A 13,833-nucleotide genomic window follows, 5' to 3' on the forward strand; every position below is an offset into this window, starting at 1 on the left:
GAGTGCGATGCCAATGTGTTGAGTCGCATCAGAACTCGAAGTCAACAGCGGGCGGTCTATCCCCAGCAGCATGATGTCTACTATCCACTCTCGAAGTCAAGGACTGGACCACTATGCCCGATGAATAGCTAGATACGTTGGGGCGTAACGTTTTTCGCGTTTCGAGCGACGTCGAAATCTTGCCGCTGGACGCGATAAGCGCCGGTCTCGGAAATGTCTAACATCGGACCTTCCCGCCAAAAGGCGCAGCGTTTCGGGCATTCGGCCGCAGCGCCGTCGGTATTCATGACATCGGACGAGCACAATGATTAACAAATCGTTGAGCACTGACGAAATACTGACGCGGCAATGACGCCCGAACGGCCCGGTGGCTACCGAGGCGCCCGCTGGCCGGACTCGGCCCGCCTGCCGACGCCTTGGCACAGCAGCGTTTCCAGCCGTTTCCGTAGGACGTACGCGTGCCGTTCCGCGGCCTGGTCCAGCACATGGTGATCCGGACGGATGAGCACCAGCGTCGCGGGCCGACCGCCGCGCCCACCGTCCTGTTCGGACAGTCCAGATCGGAGTTCGCCGTCGTACAGCGTGCGGACGTCGACCTCGCTCGACCACTCGGCGGCGACGCGATCGGCCAACTCGCGCAACGCCGAGCCGGGCACGCGCCCGCGGCGGTCGATCAGCAGCGTGAAGCGGCCCGGGTCCAGCGCCTCCCGCAGCGGCACGGTCGCCCCGTCCACCAGCACCGGCCACCCGGGCGCCAGCGCGCCCGGCCGATAGGGCGACCAGCGCGCGCGTGAGTCCGCCGGATAGCGCACCCGCAGGCCCGCGAGCCGGGGCAGGTAACCGAAGTCGGCGAGCCGGATGGCCGAGACGGCGCGGGCGGCGAGGTCGCGGGCCACCCGAAGGCCGCGGTGGCGCAGCAGCCACGCCTTGGTCTGCAGGTCCGCGTCGCGCACCACGGCGGCCACCGCGGCGCGGCGCTCCGGCTCGTAGGTGTCCAGCAGCGCGGACACGGCCCGGCCGCGCCAGACCATCGCCAGCTTCCAGGCCAGGTTGTGCGCGTCGCCGACGCCGGTGTTGAGCCCCTGCCCGCCAGCCGGGCTGTGCACGTGCGCGGCGTCGCCAGCCAGGAAGACCCGGCCCGCGCGCAGTCTGCCCGCGTGGCGGGCGTGCACGGCGAACGCGCTGCACCACACCGGGTCGGTCGCGGTGAGCCCGCCAGGACCGCGCTCGTCGAGCAGCCGCTGGACCACGCCGATGGCGCGGTCGGGGTCGGCGCCGAACCCGGCGCGGTCGAGTCCGGGCGGCGCGGAGGTGAACACGCGGAAACGCCCGTGCGGCATGCCGATGAGGGCCAGGATGCCGTGGTCGGAAACGTAGTAATACGCCTTGTCCGCGTCCAGGACGCGATTGTCGCCGCGCAGGCGGACGTCGGCGAGCAGGAAGTCGATCGGGTAGGTGATGCCGTCGAACGGGATGCCGAGCAGTTTGCGAACCGTGCTGCCCGCGCCGTCGGCTCCGACGACATAGGCGAACTCGGCGCACTCGGTCCCGCCGTCCGGCCCGGATAATCGGGCCCGCACCCGGTGCTCGCCCTGCTCCAGTCCGACCAGCCGGGTGCGCCACTCGACCGCGCCGCCCCGGGCGGCGACCGCGGCCAGCAGCAGCCGCTCGACGGCGGGCTGGCCGACGATCATCGGGCGGGTGTGCGCGCGGAAGTCCAGCGACAGCACCGGGCGGGTGGCCGAGAAGTAGCGCAGGCCGCCGCAGGGGTGGCCCAGCGCCGGGTCGCGCAGGTCGACGCCGAGCCCGCGCAGGATCTCCAGCAGCCGCGGCCACGCGGCCAGCGACCGGGTGTGCGGGTACTGCCCGTCGGCCGCGTCGACACAGCGGACCGGGACGTTCCTGCGCAGCAGTTCGGCGGCGGCGGTGAGGCCGACCGGGCCCGCCCCCACCACGAGCACTGGCAGCCCGCCTGCCTCGGCGGCCGACTCCGACTGAGCGGTCATGAGCTTCCTTCGGTTGCCCGGCAACCACTGTCGACGGGGAGCCGTATCAGTTTCCTTACTCAGATGAGGGACCTTACCCGGACATCGGTGGTCAGGGGAACACTTTGCGTGCTGCCCTTTGGGGCTAGGCTGAACGCTGTCCGCCGAACGGTTCAACGCGGTCGACTCGCAGGCGATCGTTTGTCTTGCGACGCCAGCGGGCATATCATGATTCGATTGCACCACAGGAGGCTGACTTGACTACACGTTCTGGCATGGCGGGCCTGGAGGCCGAGATCGCCCGACGCCCCGGCCATGTGATCAAGCGCGCCGAGCAGGCCCTCATGTCGGCCAAGAGCGCGGCCCTCCGCCCGTTCGAGCTGACCGTCCCGCAGTACAGCGGCCTGCTCGTGCTGTCCTACCTGCCCGGCGCGTCGGGCGCGCAACTCGCCCGCATCTGCGCGGTCACCCCGCAGACGATGGCCACCGTGCTGTCCAACCTGGAAGCCAAGGGGCTGATCACCCGCAGCCCGTCGAGCGTGCACCAGAAGGTGTTCGTCACCAAGCTCACCCGCGCGGGCAGCGCGCTGCTCAAGCGCGCCGACGTCAAGGCGCACGCGGTCGAGGAGCGGCTCTCCGCCGAGTTCACCGACGACGAGCGCCGAACGCTCACCGAACTGCTGGAACGCGCGATCAAGGTGTTGGTCGACGAGTAAACCGCGCCCGACACGGCATACCGGCCGCACCCAGCAGGGGTGCGGCCGGTTTCGTTTCCGCCGCCGACCAGCAAACATGTGTATACGAGTACTGATACCGACAAGACCTCTGCTACTATTTCCGCGATCTTGCCCCGGGCCAGGATCGCCATGGCCATCTGACGCACTAGGGGGACACGTGTCAGCCGGACTCCCCAGCCGAGATCAGCAGGTGGGCATCCACGAGATCGCCGCGATGATCCGCGGCGCCGACCACGCCCTGTCCGGCGCGACAGCGGAGTTGCTGCGCGAGACCGGCCTGACCGTGCGCCAGTACACGACCCTGCTCCTCCTGGCCGACTCGCCCGAGCTGTCCGGCGCGCACCTGGCCCGGCTGTGCCTGGTCACCCCGCAGAGCATGGCCGCGATCCTGGCCAAGCTGACCGCCCGCAACCTGGTCGAGCGCACGCCGTCCCAGGTGCACGAGCGGGTCCTGCTGGCGAAGCTGAGCGGCGAGGGCTGGGCCCTGCTGCGCCGGGCCGAGACGCTGACCAAGGCCGCGGACGAGCGGCTCACCGCGGCCCTGCGGCCCAACGAGCGCCGCCAGCTCCGGGACTATCTGCGCCGCGTCGTCACCGCCTTCGACCAGACCGAGACATGAGTCGTCTCACTGTCCCTTTGGAAGGGACACAAAGGACTTGATTTTGCCGGAGACCGGGTTGCGCGGAATGCGGTCCACCGCGGCGATGTCGACCACCGGACCGGGGTGGCCCGCCTCGCGCATCGCCGCGACCAGCGCCGCCTTGATCGGGGCGAGGTCGCACCGCTCGCGCAGCTCCACGGTGATGTCCGCGCCGTCGGCGGTCTGACGCACCTGGTACTGGGCGATCCGGGAGTCCCACAGCGGCGTCCAGAACACGTACGGGTGCACGTAAACGCCGTTCGGGTACTCGAACACGTCGTCGTGGCGGCCGGACACCGGGGCGATCCGACGGCCCGTCCACGGCCCCGGGTTCGGCTCGTCCAGGAACAGCACCTCGTCGGCGATCTCGTAGCGGATCAGCGGGAACACCTTGTTGATCACGTTGGTGACCAGCAGTTTCGCCGCGGGCACACCTGCGGGGACCGGGGCGTGGCCAGCGTCGACCGGCTCGTAGACGGCCAGGTCCTCCCCCAGGTGCAACTCCGGGCGGCCGGGCATGGAGCTGGCCAGCATCCAGGTCTCCGAGGTGCCGTAGAAGTCGACAACCGGGGCGCCGAACGCGTTCTCGATCGTCTCGCGCATGTGCGGGAACAGCGGCTCCGCGCCGCCCAGCATCACCTCGGGCTTGATATCCAGGCGCCCCTCCTGCTGCTCAAGCGCCAGCCGCCACAGGATCGACGGGTACGCCAGGATCTGGTTGGGCTGGAAGGCGTTGAGCGCGGCCACAATCTCGTTGAGCGGCAGGGTGACCGGCACCTTGCAGCTCGCGTCGCCGGTGTCGAAGGTGGCCCGGATGGCGTCGGACATGTGCGAGGCGTGCGCGGCGCCGACGAACGCGCCGCGCGGCGGGGACAGGTCGAGGTTCTTGACCACCCACGGCATCAGCCGCCACGAGCCGAGGCCCGCCTCCAGCCAGCCGTCGAAGTCCCACGGGAACAGTCCGGTCAGGCCGGACGAGCCGCCGGTGGTGACGATGTGGAACTCATCGAACAGGTACTCGGGGCCGTGCTCGGTGACCTTGTCCAGATGCGCCTGCGCCACCTTGAGGTTGAGCCGCTTGTCGGTGACGATCTCGTCCCAGTTGGCCATCACGTCGGCCTTGTTCATCGTCGGCAGGTGCCGGATGTCGTCCCCGGTGAGACCCTCCACCTCGACGTCGGCGAGCCGTTCCCGGTGCCAGGGCGAGTTCTCCTTGGCGTGGCGCACCAGCGCGCGCAGCCGCTCGTCGCGCAACTCGTGCAGCTTCTCCAGCGGCCAGGTCAGCTTCTCGGCCTCCGCGCTCATCCGCGACAACACCGCCCGCAGATGCGGCTGCCGTGCCTCGTCATAGGTTTTCGCCGCATAGATTTCCGTCATGGGGTGCGACCTCACTTGTCAGTTTGCGGTGGACGGATGGGGCAGCCGCCGCGCCAGTGCGGCGAGAACGAGGCCGAGCGCGACCAGGCCGACCAGGCTCGCCGCCAGCGCGCCCGGGTAACCACCGCTCAGCGAGCCGTAGAAGACGATGCCGACCAGCGCGACGCCGACCGCGCTGCCGACCTGCACGGCGGTGTTGAGCACCCCGGACGCCGCGCCCGCGCGCCGGGCGGGCACCGCGGCGATGGTCATCGCGGTCAGCTGGCTCATCACCATGCCCATGCCCAGCCCGCAGGCCAGCAGCGCCGGAAGCAGCGCGAGCACGCCCGCGGTCGCAGTCAGCGCCAGCGCGGCCCAGCCCGCGGCCAGCACAAGCGCGCCCAGCACGACGAGCCTGGGCCCGATGCGGGCGAAGATCGCCGGGCCGCGCAGGGTCATCGCGAAGAAGCCCGCGCCGATGACGGTGTAGAGCAGGCCGGACTCCACCGGGCTCAGACCTAGACCATCCTGTAGATACACCGCGAGCACGAGCAGGAACGCGCCCATGGCGGCGTAGAACAGGGTCGTGATGATCGTGCCGAGGGTGAAAGCCTTGTCCCGGAACAGGTTCGTGTCGACCAGGGGCGTGCCGCCGAGCGCGGTCAGCCGCCGCTGCCGGGTCACGAACGACGCGAGCAGCGCCGCGGCGGCGGCCAGGCTCACCCAGGACCAGACCGGCCAGCCGCGCTCCCGGCCCTCGACCAGCGGCAGGACCAGGGCCACCAGGCCGAGCGCGACCAGGACCGCGCCGCGGCCGTCGAGCCGAGTCGACCCGCCCGCGCGGGACTCCGGCACCACGCGCGTGGTCATGGCCAGCGCGGCGACGCCGATCGGCAAGTTGACCAGGAAGCACAGCCGCCAGCCAAGGCCGCCCGCGTCCGCCGCGATCAGCAAACCGCCGATGAGCTGGCCGAACACCGCGGCGACGCCCTTGCTCAGCCCCGCGATCGCGAACACCTTGGCCCGGCGCGCGCCGGTGAAACCGGTGCCGAGGATGGCCAGGACCTGCGGGGCCATCACACCCGCCGCCAGCCCCTGCCCGATCCGGGCGAGCACCAGCAGCGGCGCCGTCGGCGCGAGGCCGCAGGCGACCGAGGCCGCGGTGAACAGGCCGAGCCCCAGCGCGAACAGCCGTCTGCGGCCGTGGATGTCGCCGAGTCTGCCCCAGGTGATCAAGCCCGCGGCGTAGGCCAGGCCGTAGCCGACGACGACGAACTGGACCTGCGCGTGGCCAGCGCCGAGATCGCGCTGGATCGAGGGAATCGCGACATTGGCGACGAAAAAGTCGAGCGTGACCATGAAATCACAGGAAAGCAGCACCAACAGCATTCCCCAGCGGGCTGGAGAAGCGGGCGCCGAAATGGTCTCGGACACCGGTTCCGCGTGCGTCGCCACGGCGTCCGCCTCCCTGTTCAGGCACTATGGTGGCCGCAGTCAACCGGCGCGCCCTGACACCGGCCTGACGGTGCTCTGACGACGCGCGCGGTGGCGGCGCGGCGCCGTCAGGCAGCGGTCAATGGGCTATCAGCGGCGGCATTGACATTGTGCGCGAAACGGACCAGACCCATATCCCAAGCCGGATTCCCGACTTGAGCGAGAGGTGTTCACCGTGCGCTGCACAAAAGAAATCTTCGTCGCGAGCACCGCGACCGCGCTGCCGCCCGCCGTCGACGTGGCCGAAGCGGAGGCGGCCGGTCTCGTGGACGACCTGCACACCGGCCTCGGCTACGACTCGATCACCGTCGCCGATGGGGTGGCGGGCCCGGAAATGGCGGTCTCGGCCGGTCGGGCCGCGGTCGCGCGGTCGGGCATCGCCGCGGCGGAGTACGAACTGCTGCTGCACAGCAGCCTGTGGTTTCAGGGCCTGGACATGTGGGGCACGGCGAGCTACGTCGCGAACGAGACCGTTGGCGCGCAGGCGGTGTCGATGGACGTGCAGCAGCGCTCGTGCGGCGGCATGGCCGCCTTCCACCTGGCCACCGCGTATCTGGAAAGCGGGTTCGGGTCCACGGCCCTGCTCACCACCGGCGACGCCTTCGCCGCGCCCGCCTTCGACCGGTGGAACTCGCAGATGTACACCCTCTTCGGCGACGGCGGCACCGCGCTCGCCCTGTCCACCCGCGGCGGCGTCGCCCGGGTCCTCGCCACCGCGGCGCACGCGGACAACTCGCTGGAGGGCTTCGGCCGCGGCAGCGAGCCGTTCCGGTTCGCCCCGGGCGCCGAGGCGCCGGTTCCGGTGCTGCGCAGGCTTTTGCAGCATTCGCAGACCCCCGCGGCGGCGGGCGGCTGGGAGCGGATCGAAGCGGCCATGCTCAAGACCCGCGACCAGGTGCTCAGCGACGCGGGCGTCGACCAGGACGAGATCGCCCGCGCGGTCCTGCCGTTCATCCACCGCGGCGGCGGGCAGGCGGAGAACTACCACGCGCTGGGCTTCACCGAGGCGCAGTCGGTGTGGGAGTTCGGCCGCGCGGTCGGCCATCTCGGCGCGGGCGACCAGTTCGCGGGCCTGGACTTCCTGCTCGCGCGCGGCGGCGTCGCCGTCGGCGATCTCGTGCTGGTCTTCGGCGTCGGGGTGGGCTTCAATTTCGTCGCCGCCGTGCTGGAAATCGTGGCTCCCCCGGCTTGGTGACCGCGTGTCAGCGGCGCGTCATTCGGACGCCGCGTTTGGAGTATCTTGATAAGTCACAGAACACTGATACCGTAGCGAAATCTGTGACAGCACCCGAGCGACAGACCGGGAACGCTTGACCTGAAACGACTACGGAAGCAAAGTGGTGACCATGACCGTCACGGCGGAACCCTCTCTCGCGACTCTCTTCGACCCGGCCAACCGCCCGGACCCGTACCCGGTCCTGGCGAGCCTGCGCGCGACGCCGCGCGCGGAGCTCGACGGCGCGCTGGTCGTGGTCGGCGACTACCGCAACTGCGCCGCTGTGCTGCGCGACCCCACGGTGAGCAGCGACCGGCGGCGCTCGCTGCTCGGCGCGACGTTCGGCGACACCCCCGACGAGGTGCCCGCGGACTCGTTCCTGTCGATGGACGCCCCCGACCACACCCGGCTGCGCGGCCTGGTGTCGCGCGCGTTCACCCCGCGCGTCGTCGCCGGGCTGGAGCCGAGGGTGCGCGCGATCGTGCGCGAGGTGTTCGACAAGGCGGGCGAGGCCAACGCCATCGAGGTCGTCTCCCAGCTCGCGACCGTGCTGCCGGTGACGATCATCAACGAGCTGCTGGGCGTGCCCGCCCGCGACCACGACATCCTGCAGGACTGGTCGCACCGGCTGGTGCGCGGCCTCGACCCGGCCACCGACCTGGGCGACCCGGTGGTGATCGCCGACATCGAGCTGGCCAAGGAGGGTTTCCGAGCCTACTTCGCCGATCTGGTCGCGTTCCGCCGCGACCGCCCCGGCGACGACCTGCTCTCGCGGCTGGTCCAGTTGGAGGGCGAGGCGCTGTCGGAGGCCGAGTTGCTGGCCACCTGCGCGCTGCTGCTCGTCGGCGGCTACGAGTCGACCACGAACCTCATCGCCAACGGCGTGCTCGCCCTGCTGCGCCACCCCGACCAGCTCCACGCGCTGCGCGAGAACCCGGACCTCGCGGGCGCCGCGGTCGACGAGGTGCTGCGCTACGACACCCCGGCCCAGATGGTCACCCGCGTCGCCCGCCGCGACATGGACATCGACGGCGTGCCGGTCCCGACCGACGGCGTGATCATGCTGCTGCTCGCCGCCGCCAACCGCGACCCGGCCGCGTTCGCCGACCCCGACCGCTTCGTCCTGGGCCGCGCCGGAAACCACCACCTCGCCTTCGCCGCTGGCCCGCACTTCTGCGTCGGCGCGGGCTTGGCCCGGCTGGAAGCCTCGGTCGCGCTGGCCGAGTTCGCCCGCCGGGTGGAGTCCCCGGAGCTGGACGAGAGCCTGTTGACGTACCGTCCGCACGTCAACCTGCGCGGCCCGGAGCGGATGTTCGTCCGCTTCGCGAACATCACCGAGTAACCGGGGGAACCATGACCCACAGCGCCGAACCGGACGCGACGCCAGCGCCGCCGTTCGACGTCCTCGGCGCCCCGGGGCCGCTCGGCGTCGACGTGGACACCGAGCCGGTCCCCGACGCGTTGCGCTGCCCGGACCTCATGCCCCGCTGGTGATCCACCCGGGTCAATCCGGTGTCAGCGGCCGATCAGACCGACCGGACACACTGGCCTCCCTGAACGCCAAAAGGAGAGCCAGGCGCTCCCACCGGTCTGGCTCGCGCCCTGCGCTTCTCCGCTCCCCCCTGGGCCGAACGGAGACTAGTGATGTCGGAAACCCTTGCCCCACCCCGAGACGGGGCCACGACCATCGGCGACCGGATGGAACGGCTGCCGGTCGGCCGGACCCACCGGCACCTGACCCTCGTGGTCGGCATCGGGCTGTTCTTCGACTTCTTCGACAGCAACCTGTCGGGCACGATCGCCAAGGTGCTGCAGGCGGACTTCGCCTTCGGCGGCGCGGAACTCAAGCTGGTGCTGGCCTCGGCGTTCGTCGGCCAGTTCGTCGGCTCGATCGTGCTCGGCAGGTTCGCCGACCGCTACGGCAGGCGCGCCGCGTTCATGCTCAACCTGGGCATTTACTCGTTCTTCACCCTGCTGGGCGCGTTCTCCCCCAACGCGATGTGGCTCATCGCCACCCGCTTCCTCGCGGGCGTCGGCATCGGTGCCGAAAACGCCCTGTCCGACAGCTACCTGGCCGAAATGCTTCCCGCGAACAAACGCGGCCGCTACCTGGCCTGGGCTTACACAGCCGGTTTCTGCGGCGTCCCCGCCGTCGGCTTCGCCGCCCTCTGGCTGGCCCCGCAAACCGTCATGGGCGTCGACGGCTGGCGCATCCTGTTCGTCCTGGGCGCCCTGGGCTCCGCGGTCGTCTGGGTGCTGCGCCGCAAACTCATCGAGTCCCCCCGCTGGCTGTCGGTCCAGGGCCGCGACGCCGAAGCCGACACCCTCGTCCGCCGCATGGAAGCCGAAGCGGGCGTCCCCAGCCCAGCCCACACCCCCACTCCCGTTGTCCCCCAGGGAAAGCGCCCCGGTATCGGCGCGCTCTTGGCCCGGCAGTACCGCAAGCGCACCCTGGTGCTGTGGACGTTCAGCATCCTGTCGGTCACCGCGTACTACGGCTTCGGCACCCTGGCGCCCCAGGTGATGGCCGCGAAGGGCTACGGAATCGTGGCGAGCCTGGGCTACGTGGCGATCTCGTTCATCGGCTACCCCATCGGCTCCCTGCTGTCGGTCCCCCTCATGGACCGCTTTGAACGCAAAACCCTCCTGGCCGCGTCAGCGATGACAATGGCCGCGTTCGGCCTAGGCTTCGGCTACGCCACCTCAGTCCCCATGCTGGTCGCCTGCGGCATCGGCTACACCTTGGTAAGCAACATCTTCGCCAACGCGTCGCATGTCTACCTCGGTGAGCAATACCCAACGCAAATCCGCACCACGGCCGCGGGCATGGCGTACTCCTTCTCCCGACTCAGCGCCGCCGCCATCCCCTTCGTCCTCCTACCCGTCCTCACCGCCTACGGACCAGGCACCCTGTTCACCGTCATCACGGCGTGCACCGCGGCGATGGTGACTGTTCTCCTGGCCCTCGGAGACCGCACCACGGGCGTGGAGGTCGAGCAGTACGTCAAGTCCTGACTCCGGTGGCGATTAAGCACGAGATGACCAGTTGAGATCAAGTCCTCCTACTCGGGCTCCCGGGTAGGAGGATTCTTCTGTCTGCTCAGCTGAAATCGTCTTCTTTCCATTCAACGGATGTGGGCCGCTTGCCTCCGCTGGTGAAGTACTCACGCAGCGCTTCACGCACGGCATCGAGGGGGAGAAGTGCCCAGTTTGATATCTCAAGGTCGCTGTTCATCAACGAGAAGGTGGTGGTCGCTTCGTCATCGCGGTCGGCACCGACGGTGTACCAAGCTCCGGGCCAGTCCGACCCGGAGTAGTACAGGGTCACGCGGTCGTCGTCAGTGAAGCCCGCTACAAACTCCGGCTTACGAACATCTCCCGCGACGAGCAACTGACCGGCGATGGGACAGCCGTAGCGGCCAGCCATTTCCCGACATGTGTCAATAAATGCGTTCACATCGCCAAGCGTTCGCACGGGAACACCGGTCTTGGCGTTTTCGGCCTCATAGTAGGCGTTGAACATGGTCATCCCGGCTTCCCCGTTCCTCGTTACTTCGCATGCGCAACGCTGATTGCTTCTTTGGCCGTTGTCAGGGCCTGGCACAGTTCGTCCACGCCCTGGTGTGCGTGGACGAGTGGGGGCAGCACCGCCAGTGCGGCTTCGAGTAGCCGTCCGACGCGAGGGAGCCCCCGGGATCACGTCCCGGGGGCTCCCTCGCATCCGTTCTGGGTCTCAGCCCAGGTGTCCGTCCTTCACCGCACGAATCAAGTCGCGCGCGTTGATTCCGCGCAGTGCCGGTCCGGTCGGGTTCTTGCCGTCCCGCACCGCCGCAAGGGTGTGGGCCAGCTCGACGCAGTTGTCGCCCCCTTCACTGCGGGTCGACTTGCGCCACCGTGTCTCACTCATAGTTCCTCCGATCAGTCGATGCGCCACGCGGGTTCGTCCACCCGAACCGGCAGGCACCGGAGATGGTCGGCACGGTAGTGGAGTGGAAGGCCGACCAGTGCGCCGACGTAGTGATCTTGCGCGGCCATGACCACGGCGTCGCCAACCGGGTGCCGCTGTTCGATCAGGCGGACATCCAGGGTTCGCCCGGCAAGTCGGGGTCGTCATAGTCTGGAATCAGGACCGTCACGTGACGTGCTTTAATCGACGGATTGACGTAAATCTTTACTTGGTGTTCACCCGGTCGCGGGAAATACCAGACACGGCTTGATTCTGACGTGACCGACCCGATTGAAAGTGTTTGCGAGTCAATTCGTAGCGTTCCGTCGAACACCAGTCGCCCGTATTCCTCGGTGGCGTCTCCTGCCCGGACGTCAACGATAACGTGCCCGTCCTGGTCGTTGCATGTGGAGACGAGAACACTTGTGTCGGACGCGCTGAATCCCCTACCCATGGCGGCCGAGTCCCACTCGGGGACCGCTGTTTCCTTGTGGTCGCCGATCATGACTTGGTTGTAGAACGGTATCACGGGGAGTCGCGCGAGCAACCGGTTAGCCATCGTCGTCTCCTAGCAGGTCAATTGAGTTCCCAGCCACATGCCGCCACTGTAGGCTTGTGAAGCGATCTTGTCGGGATTGGTGATGCTCACGGCAAACGGGTCGCCGTCGCGCATGTTGTTCACACGCGCCGTTTCCATCACAACCCACCCTTGCGCGCATTGTTCTTCCATGGGAACACCTTCAACGCGCGCCCCTTCTCCGCCTTCTTTTGTCGACGCCAGGGGATATTCATCACAACTACCTGCCATCGATTTCTTGGTAGCTTTTGAGCACGCCGCGCTGCGGTTCGCCTTCTGCTTGATCGGATCTTCCTCCCGATGCAACATGCCCGGCTTACCGCTTTCCCAGGCAAGTCGAACATTCCGCGCGATGAACGGCATCTTCCCGGCGTCAATAATCAACACAGGGACCGCGCACTTCCGTTTTTCCACCATCTGCTGTGTGGTGCAATTCTCAACTTCAGACTTTGCGTCGCCTGTCGTCATGAATGCCGCGTCACCCGCCCCGATGATCTCCGTGTCGCCACCGCCGAACAGGTCGCCCGCGGTGTCCATCACCTTGTCGACGCCGAACACTCCGACCACGGCCACGATAGCCACCACCGGCAGCAGTAAGCCGCCCTTGCTCCGAGTTCCCATCGTCCCCCTTCGCAAGCCCCTGCGCACGTCAGCGCCACCTGGTTGCCGGGCGCCGTAAGCCGACCTGAGTGTAACGGGCAGTATTGACACGACTACCCGATTTGGTCGACCAGCGCTGGTTCACCGAGCCGCTGCCCACCTACCGCGTGCCCGGCTCTGACACGCTGCTGAAAGACGTGCCGGACGCTCGGATTCCCTAGCTCGGCACGACGCGAGGGAGCCCCCGGGATCACGTCCCGGGGCTCCCTCGCATCCGTTCTGGGTCTCAGCCCAGGTGTCCGTCCTTCACCGCACGCACCAGATCACGCGCGTTGATTCCGCGCAGTGCCGGTCCGGTCGGGTTCTTGCTGTCCCGCACCGCCGCAAGGGTGTGGGCCAGCTCGACGCAGGTGTTGACCCCTTCACTGCGGGTCGACTTGCGCCACCGTGTCTCACTCATAGTTCCTCCGGTCAATTTGATGCGCCACGCAGCATCGTCGCAGACTCTTCGTCATCAAGCGCGTGCGCCCAGATGAGCTCGAACTCGGCGGCGTACTCCGCTGTCTCCTCGGGCTCGTGGATGTAGGTGGCATGGGTGATGCCCTCGATGTAGACGCGGCTGATCGCCGGGCTGTCCAGCTCCACATTCGTGAAGCCCACGCCGAGAGCGCGATGGGCGCCCGCGCTGAAGGGCATGATACGGATGCTGATATTGGGCAACCGGGTGAGCCTCAGCAGGTGCTCCAACTGGTCCCGGAGCACTTCAGGACCACCGACCTGCTGGTAGAGGGCAGCTTCACCCAGAAGTATCCGCACCGTGGGCGGCTTGTCCGACGTGAGAATCGCCTGTCGCGCGATCCTGTCCGCGAGTCGCGCGTCTATGTCCCCCGCACGCGAGGCCGCCAACAGCGCCCGGCTATAAGCGATGGTCTGAGCGGGACCGAACATCAAGACCTCGTGGTAGTAGTCGATGCGGGCCGCATCGCGCAGCAGCGTGGCGTAGGTCTGCGCGAAGTCGGCCACTCTTGGCGTCGGTTCACGCTTTCGGGCGGCGTCGGCGAGCAGGCGCAGGGTGGGCCGCTCGTCAGCGATGCCGTAGAGCTCGGCGAGGCGGTCCACCTCGGCGCGGGCCAGGACGCGGGCTCCGGCCTCGACCCGGCCGAGCTTGCCGCTGTACCAGCCCATCTCCTCTTCGATCTCACCCATCAACCGGCCCGCGGCCTCGCGCGCCGCCTTCAGCTTCGCGCCCAACGCGATCCGATCAGGGTTCAACGTAGCCACT

Annotated in this window: 15 protein-coding genes; 6 read left to right on the forward strand and 9 right to left on the reverse strand. The window is 68.5% G+C overall.

Annotated elements, in window-relative coordinates; genetic code table 11:
- Nucleotides 1-371: 371 nt before the first annotated feature.
- On the reverse strand, nt 372-2,006 hold the full coding sequence (locus ACZ6SD_RS23400) for an FAD-dependent monooxygenase (protein ID WP_465319108.1): 1,635 nt from the start codon (nt 2,004-2,006) through the stop codon (nt 372-374).
- Nucleotides 2,007-2,242: 236 nt separating this feature from the next.
- On the opposite strand from ACZ6SD_RS23400, the gene ACZ6SD_RS23405 reads away from it, so the two are divergent.
- Both ACZ6SD_RS23405 and ACZ6SD_RS23410 read left to right on the forward strand, forming a co-directional pair.
- Entirely contained in the window at nt 2,243-2,701 is a 459-nt protein-coding gene (locus ACZ6SD_RS23405) for a MarR family winged helix-turn-helix transcriptional regulator (RefSeq protein WP_465319109.1), read from the forward strand.
- A gap of 178 nt (nt 2,702-2,879) precedes the next feature.
- The gene (locus tag ACZ6SD_RS23410; protein ID WP_465319110.1) at nt 2,880-3,341 is read left to right on the forward strand and encodes a MarR family winged helix-turn-helix transcriptional regulator; all 462 of its coding nucleotides are present in this window, start codon (nt 2,880-2,882) and stop codon (nt 3,339-3,341) included.
- A 6-nt stretch (nt 3,342-3,347) separates the two neighbouring features.
- Here ACZ6SD_RS23410 and ACZ6SD_RS23415 read toward each other — a convergent pair whose 3' ends face one another.
- Nucleotides 3,348-4,739, reverse strand: coding sequence for a phenylacetate--CoA ligase family protein (locus tag ACZ6SD_RS23415; protein ID WP_465319111.1), 1,392 nt, complete (start codon nt 4,737-4,739; stop codon nt 3,348-3,350).
- 18 nt (nt 4,740-4,757) lie between these two features.
- On the reverse strand, nt 4,758-6,173 hold the full coding sequence (locus ACZ6SD_RS23420; RefSeq protein ID WP_465319112.1) for an MFS transporter: 1,416 nt from the start codon (nt 6,171-6,173) through the stop codon (nt 4,758-4,760).
- 214 nt (nt 6,174-6,387) lie between these two features.
- Between ACZ6SD_RS23420 and ACZ6SD_RS23425 the strand changes: the two genes are divergently transcribed.
- The 4 genes from ACZ6SD_RS23425 to ACZ6SD_RS23440 all read left to right on the forward strand — a co-directional run bounded on the left by ACZ6SD_RS23425 (nt 6,388) and on the right by ACZ6SD_RS23440 (nt 10,443).
- A complete protein-coding gene (locus ACZ6SD_RS23425; protein ID WP_465319113.1) occupies nt 6,388-7,407 on the forward strand; it encodes a ketoacyl-ACP synthase III family protein in 1,020 nt (339 codons plus the stop codon).
- A gap of 151 nt (nt 7,408-7,558) precedes the next feature.
- Entirely contained in the window at nt 7,559-8,770 is a 1,212-nt protein-coding gene (locus tag ACZ6SD_RS23430) for a cytochrome P450 (protein WP_465319114.1), read from the forward strand.
- 11 nt (nt 8,771-8,781) lie between these two features.
- Nucleotides 8,782-8,922 carry a hypothetical protein gene (locus ACZ6SD_RS23435; RefSeq protein ID WP_465319115.1) on the forward strand — a complete coding sequence of 47 codons (141 nt, stop codon included), beginning with the start codon at nt 8,782-8,784 and terminating at the stop codon, nt 8,920-8,922.
- A 150-nt stretch (nt 8,923-9,072) separates the two neighbouring features.
- Nucleotides 9,073-10,443 carry an MFS transporter gene (locus ACZ6SD_RS23440; protein ID WP_465319116.1) on the forward strand — a complete coding sequence of 457 codons (1,371 nt, stop codon included), beginning with the start codon at nt 9,073-9,075 and terminating at the stop codon, nt 10,441-10,443.
- 85 nt (nt 10,444-10,528) lie between these two features.
- Here the strand turns inward: ACZ6SD_RS23440 and ACZ6SD_RS23445 are convergent, their stop codons facing one another.
- The 6 genes from ACZ6SD_RS23445 to ACZ6SD_RS23470 all read right to left on the reverse strand — a co-directional run bounded on the left by ACZ6SD_RS23445 (nt 10,529) and on the right by ACZ6SD_RS23470 (nt 13,832).
- Complete coding sequence (locus tag ACZ6SD_RS23445; RefSeq protein WP_465319117.1) at nt 10,529-10,957, reverse strand: Imm1 family immunity protein; 429 nt, start codon at nt 10,955-10,957, stop codon at nt 10,529-10,531.
- 204 nt (nt 10,958-11,161) lie between these two features.
- The gene (locus ACZ6SD_RS23450; protein ID WP_465319118.1) at nt 11,162-11,335 is read right to left on the reverse strand and encodes a DUF397 domain-containing protein; all 174 of its coding nucleotides are present in this window, start codon (nt 11,333-11,335) and stop codon (nt 11,162-11,164) included.
- 163 nt (nt 11,336-11,498) lie between these two features.
- Entirely contained in the window at nt 11,499-11,933 is a 435-nt protein-coding gene (locus tag ACZ6SD_RS23455; RefSeq protein ID WP_465319119.1) for a hypothetical protein, read from the reverse strand.
- 9 nt (nt 11,934-11,942) lie between these two features.
- Complete coding sequence (locus ACZ6SD_RS23460) at nt 11,943-12,572, reverse strand: NucA/NucB deoxyribonuclease domain-containing protein (protein WP_465319120.1); 630 nt, start codon at nt 12,570-12,572, stop codon at nt 11,943-11,945.
- A 265-nt stretch (nt 12,573-12,837) separates the two neighbouring features.
- A complete protein-coding gene (locus tag ACZ6SD_RS23465) occupies nt 12,838-13,011 on the reverse strand; it encodes a DUF397 domain-containing protein (RefSeq protein WP_465319121.1) in 174 nt (57 codons plus the stop codon).
- 11 nt (nt 13,012-13,022) lie between these two features.
- Nucleotides 13,023-13,832 carry a helix-turn-helix domain-containing protein gene (locus ACZ6SD_RS23470; protein ID WP_465319122.1) on the reverse strand — a complete coding sequence of 270 codons (810 nt, stop codon included), beginning with the start codon at nt 13,830-13,832 and terminating at the stop codon, nt 13,023-13,025.
- Nucleotide 13,833: the final 1 nt, after the last annotated feature.

Source organism: Actinokineospora sp. NPDC051303 (assembly GCF_055586285.1).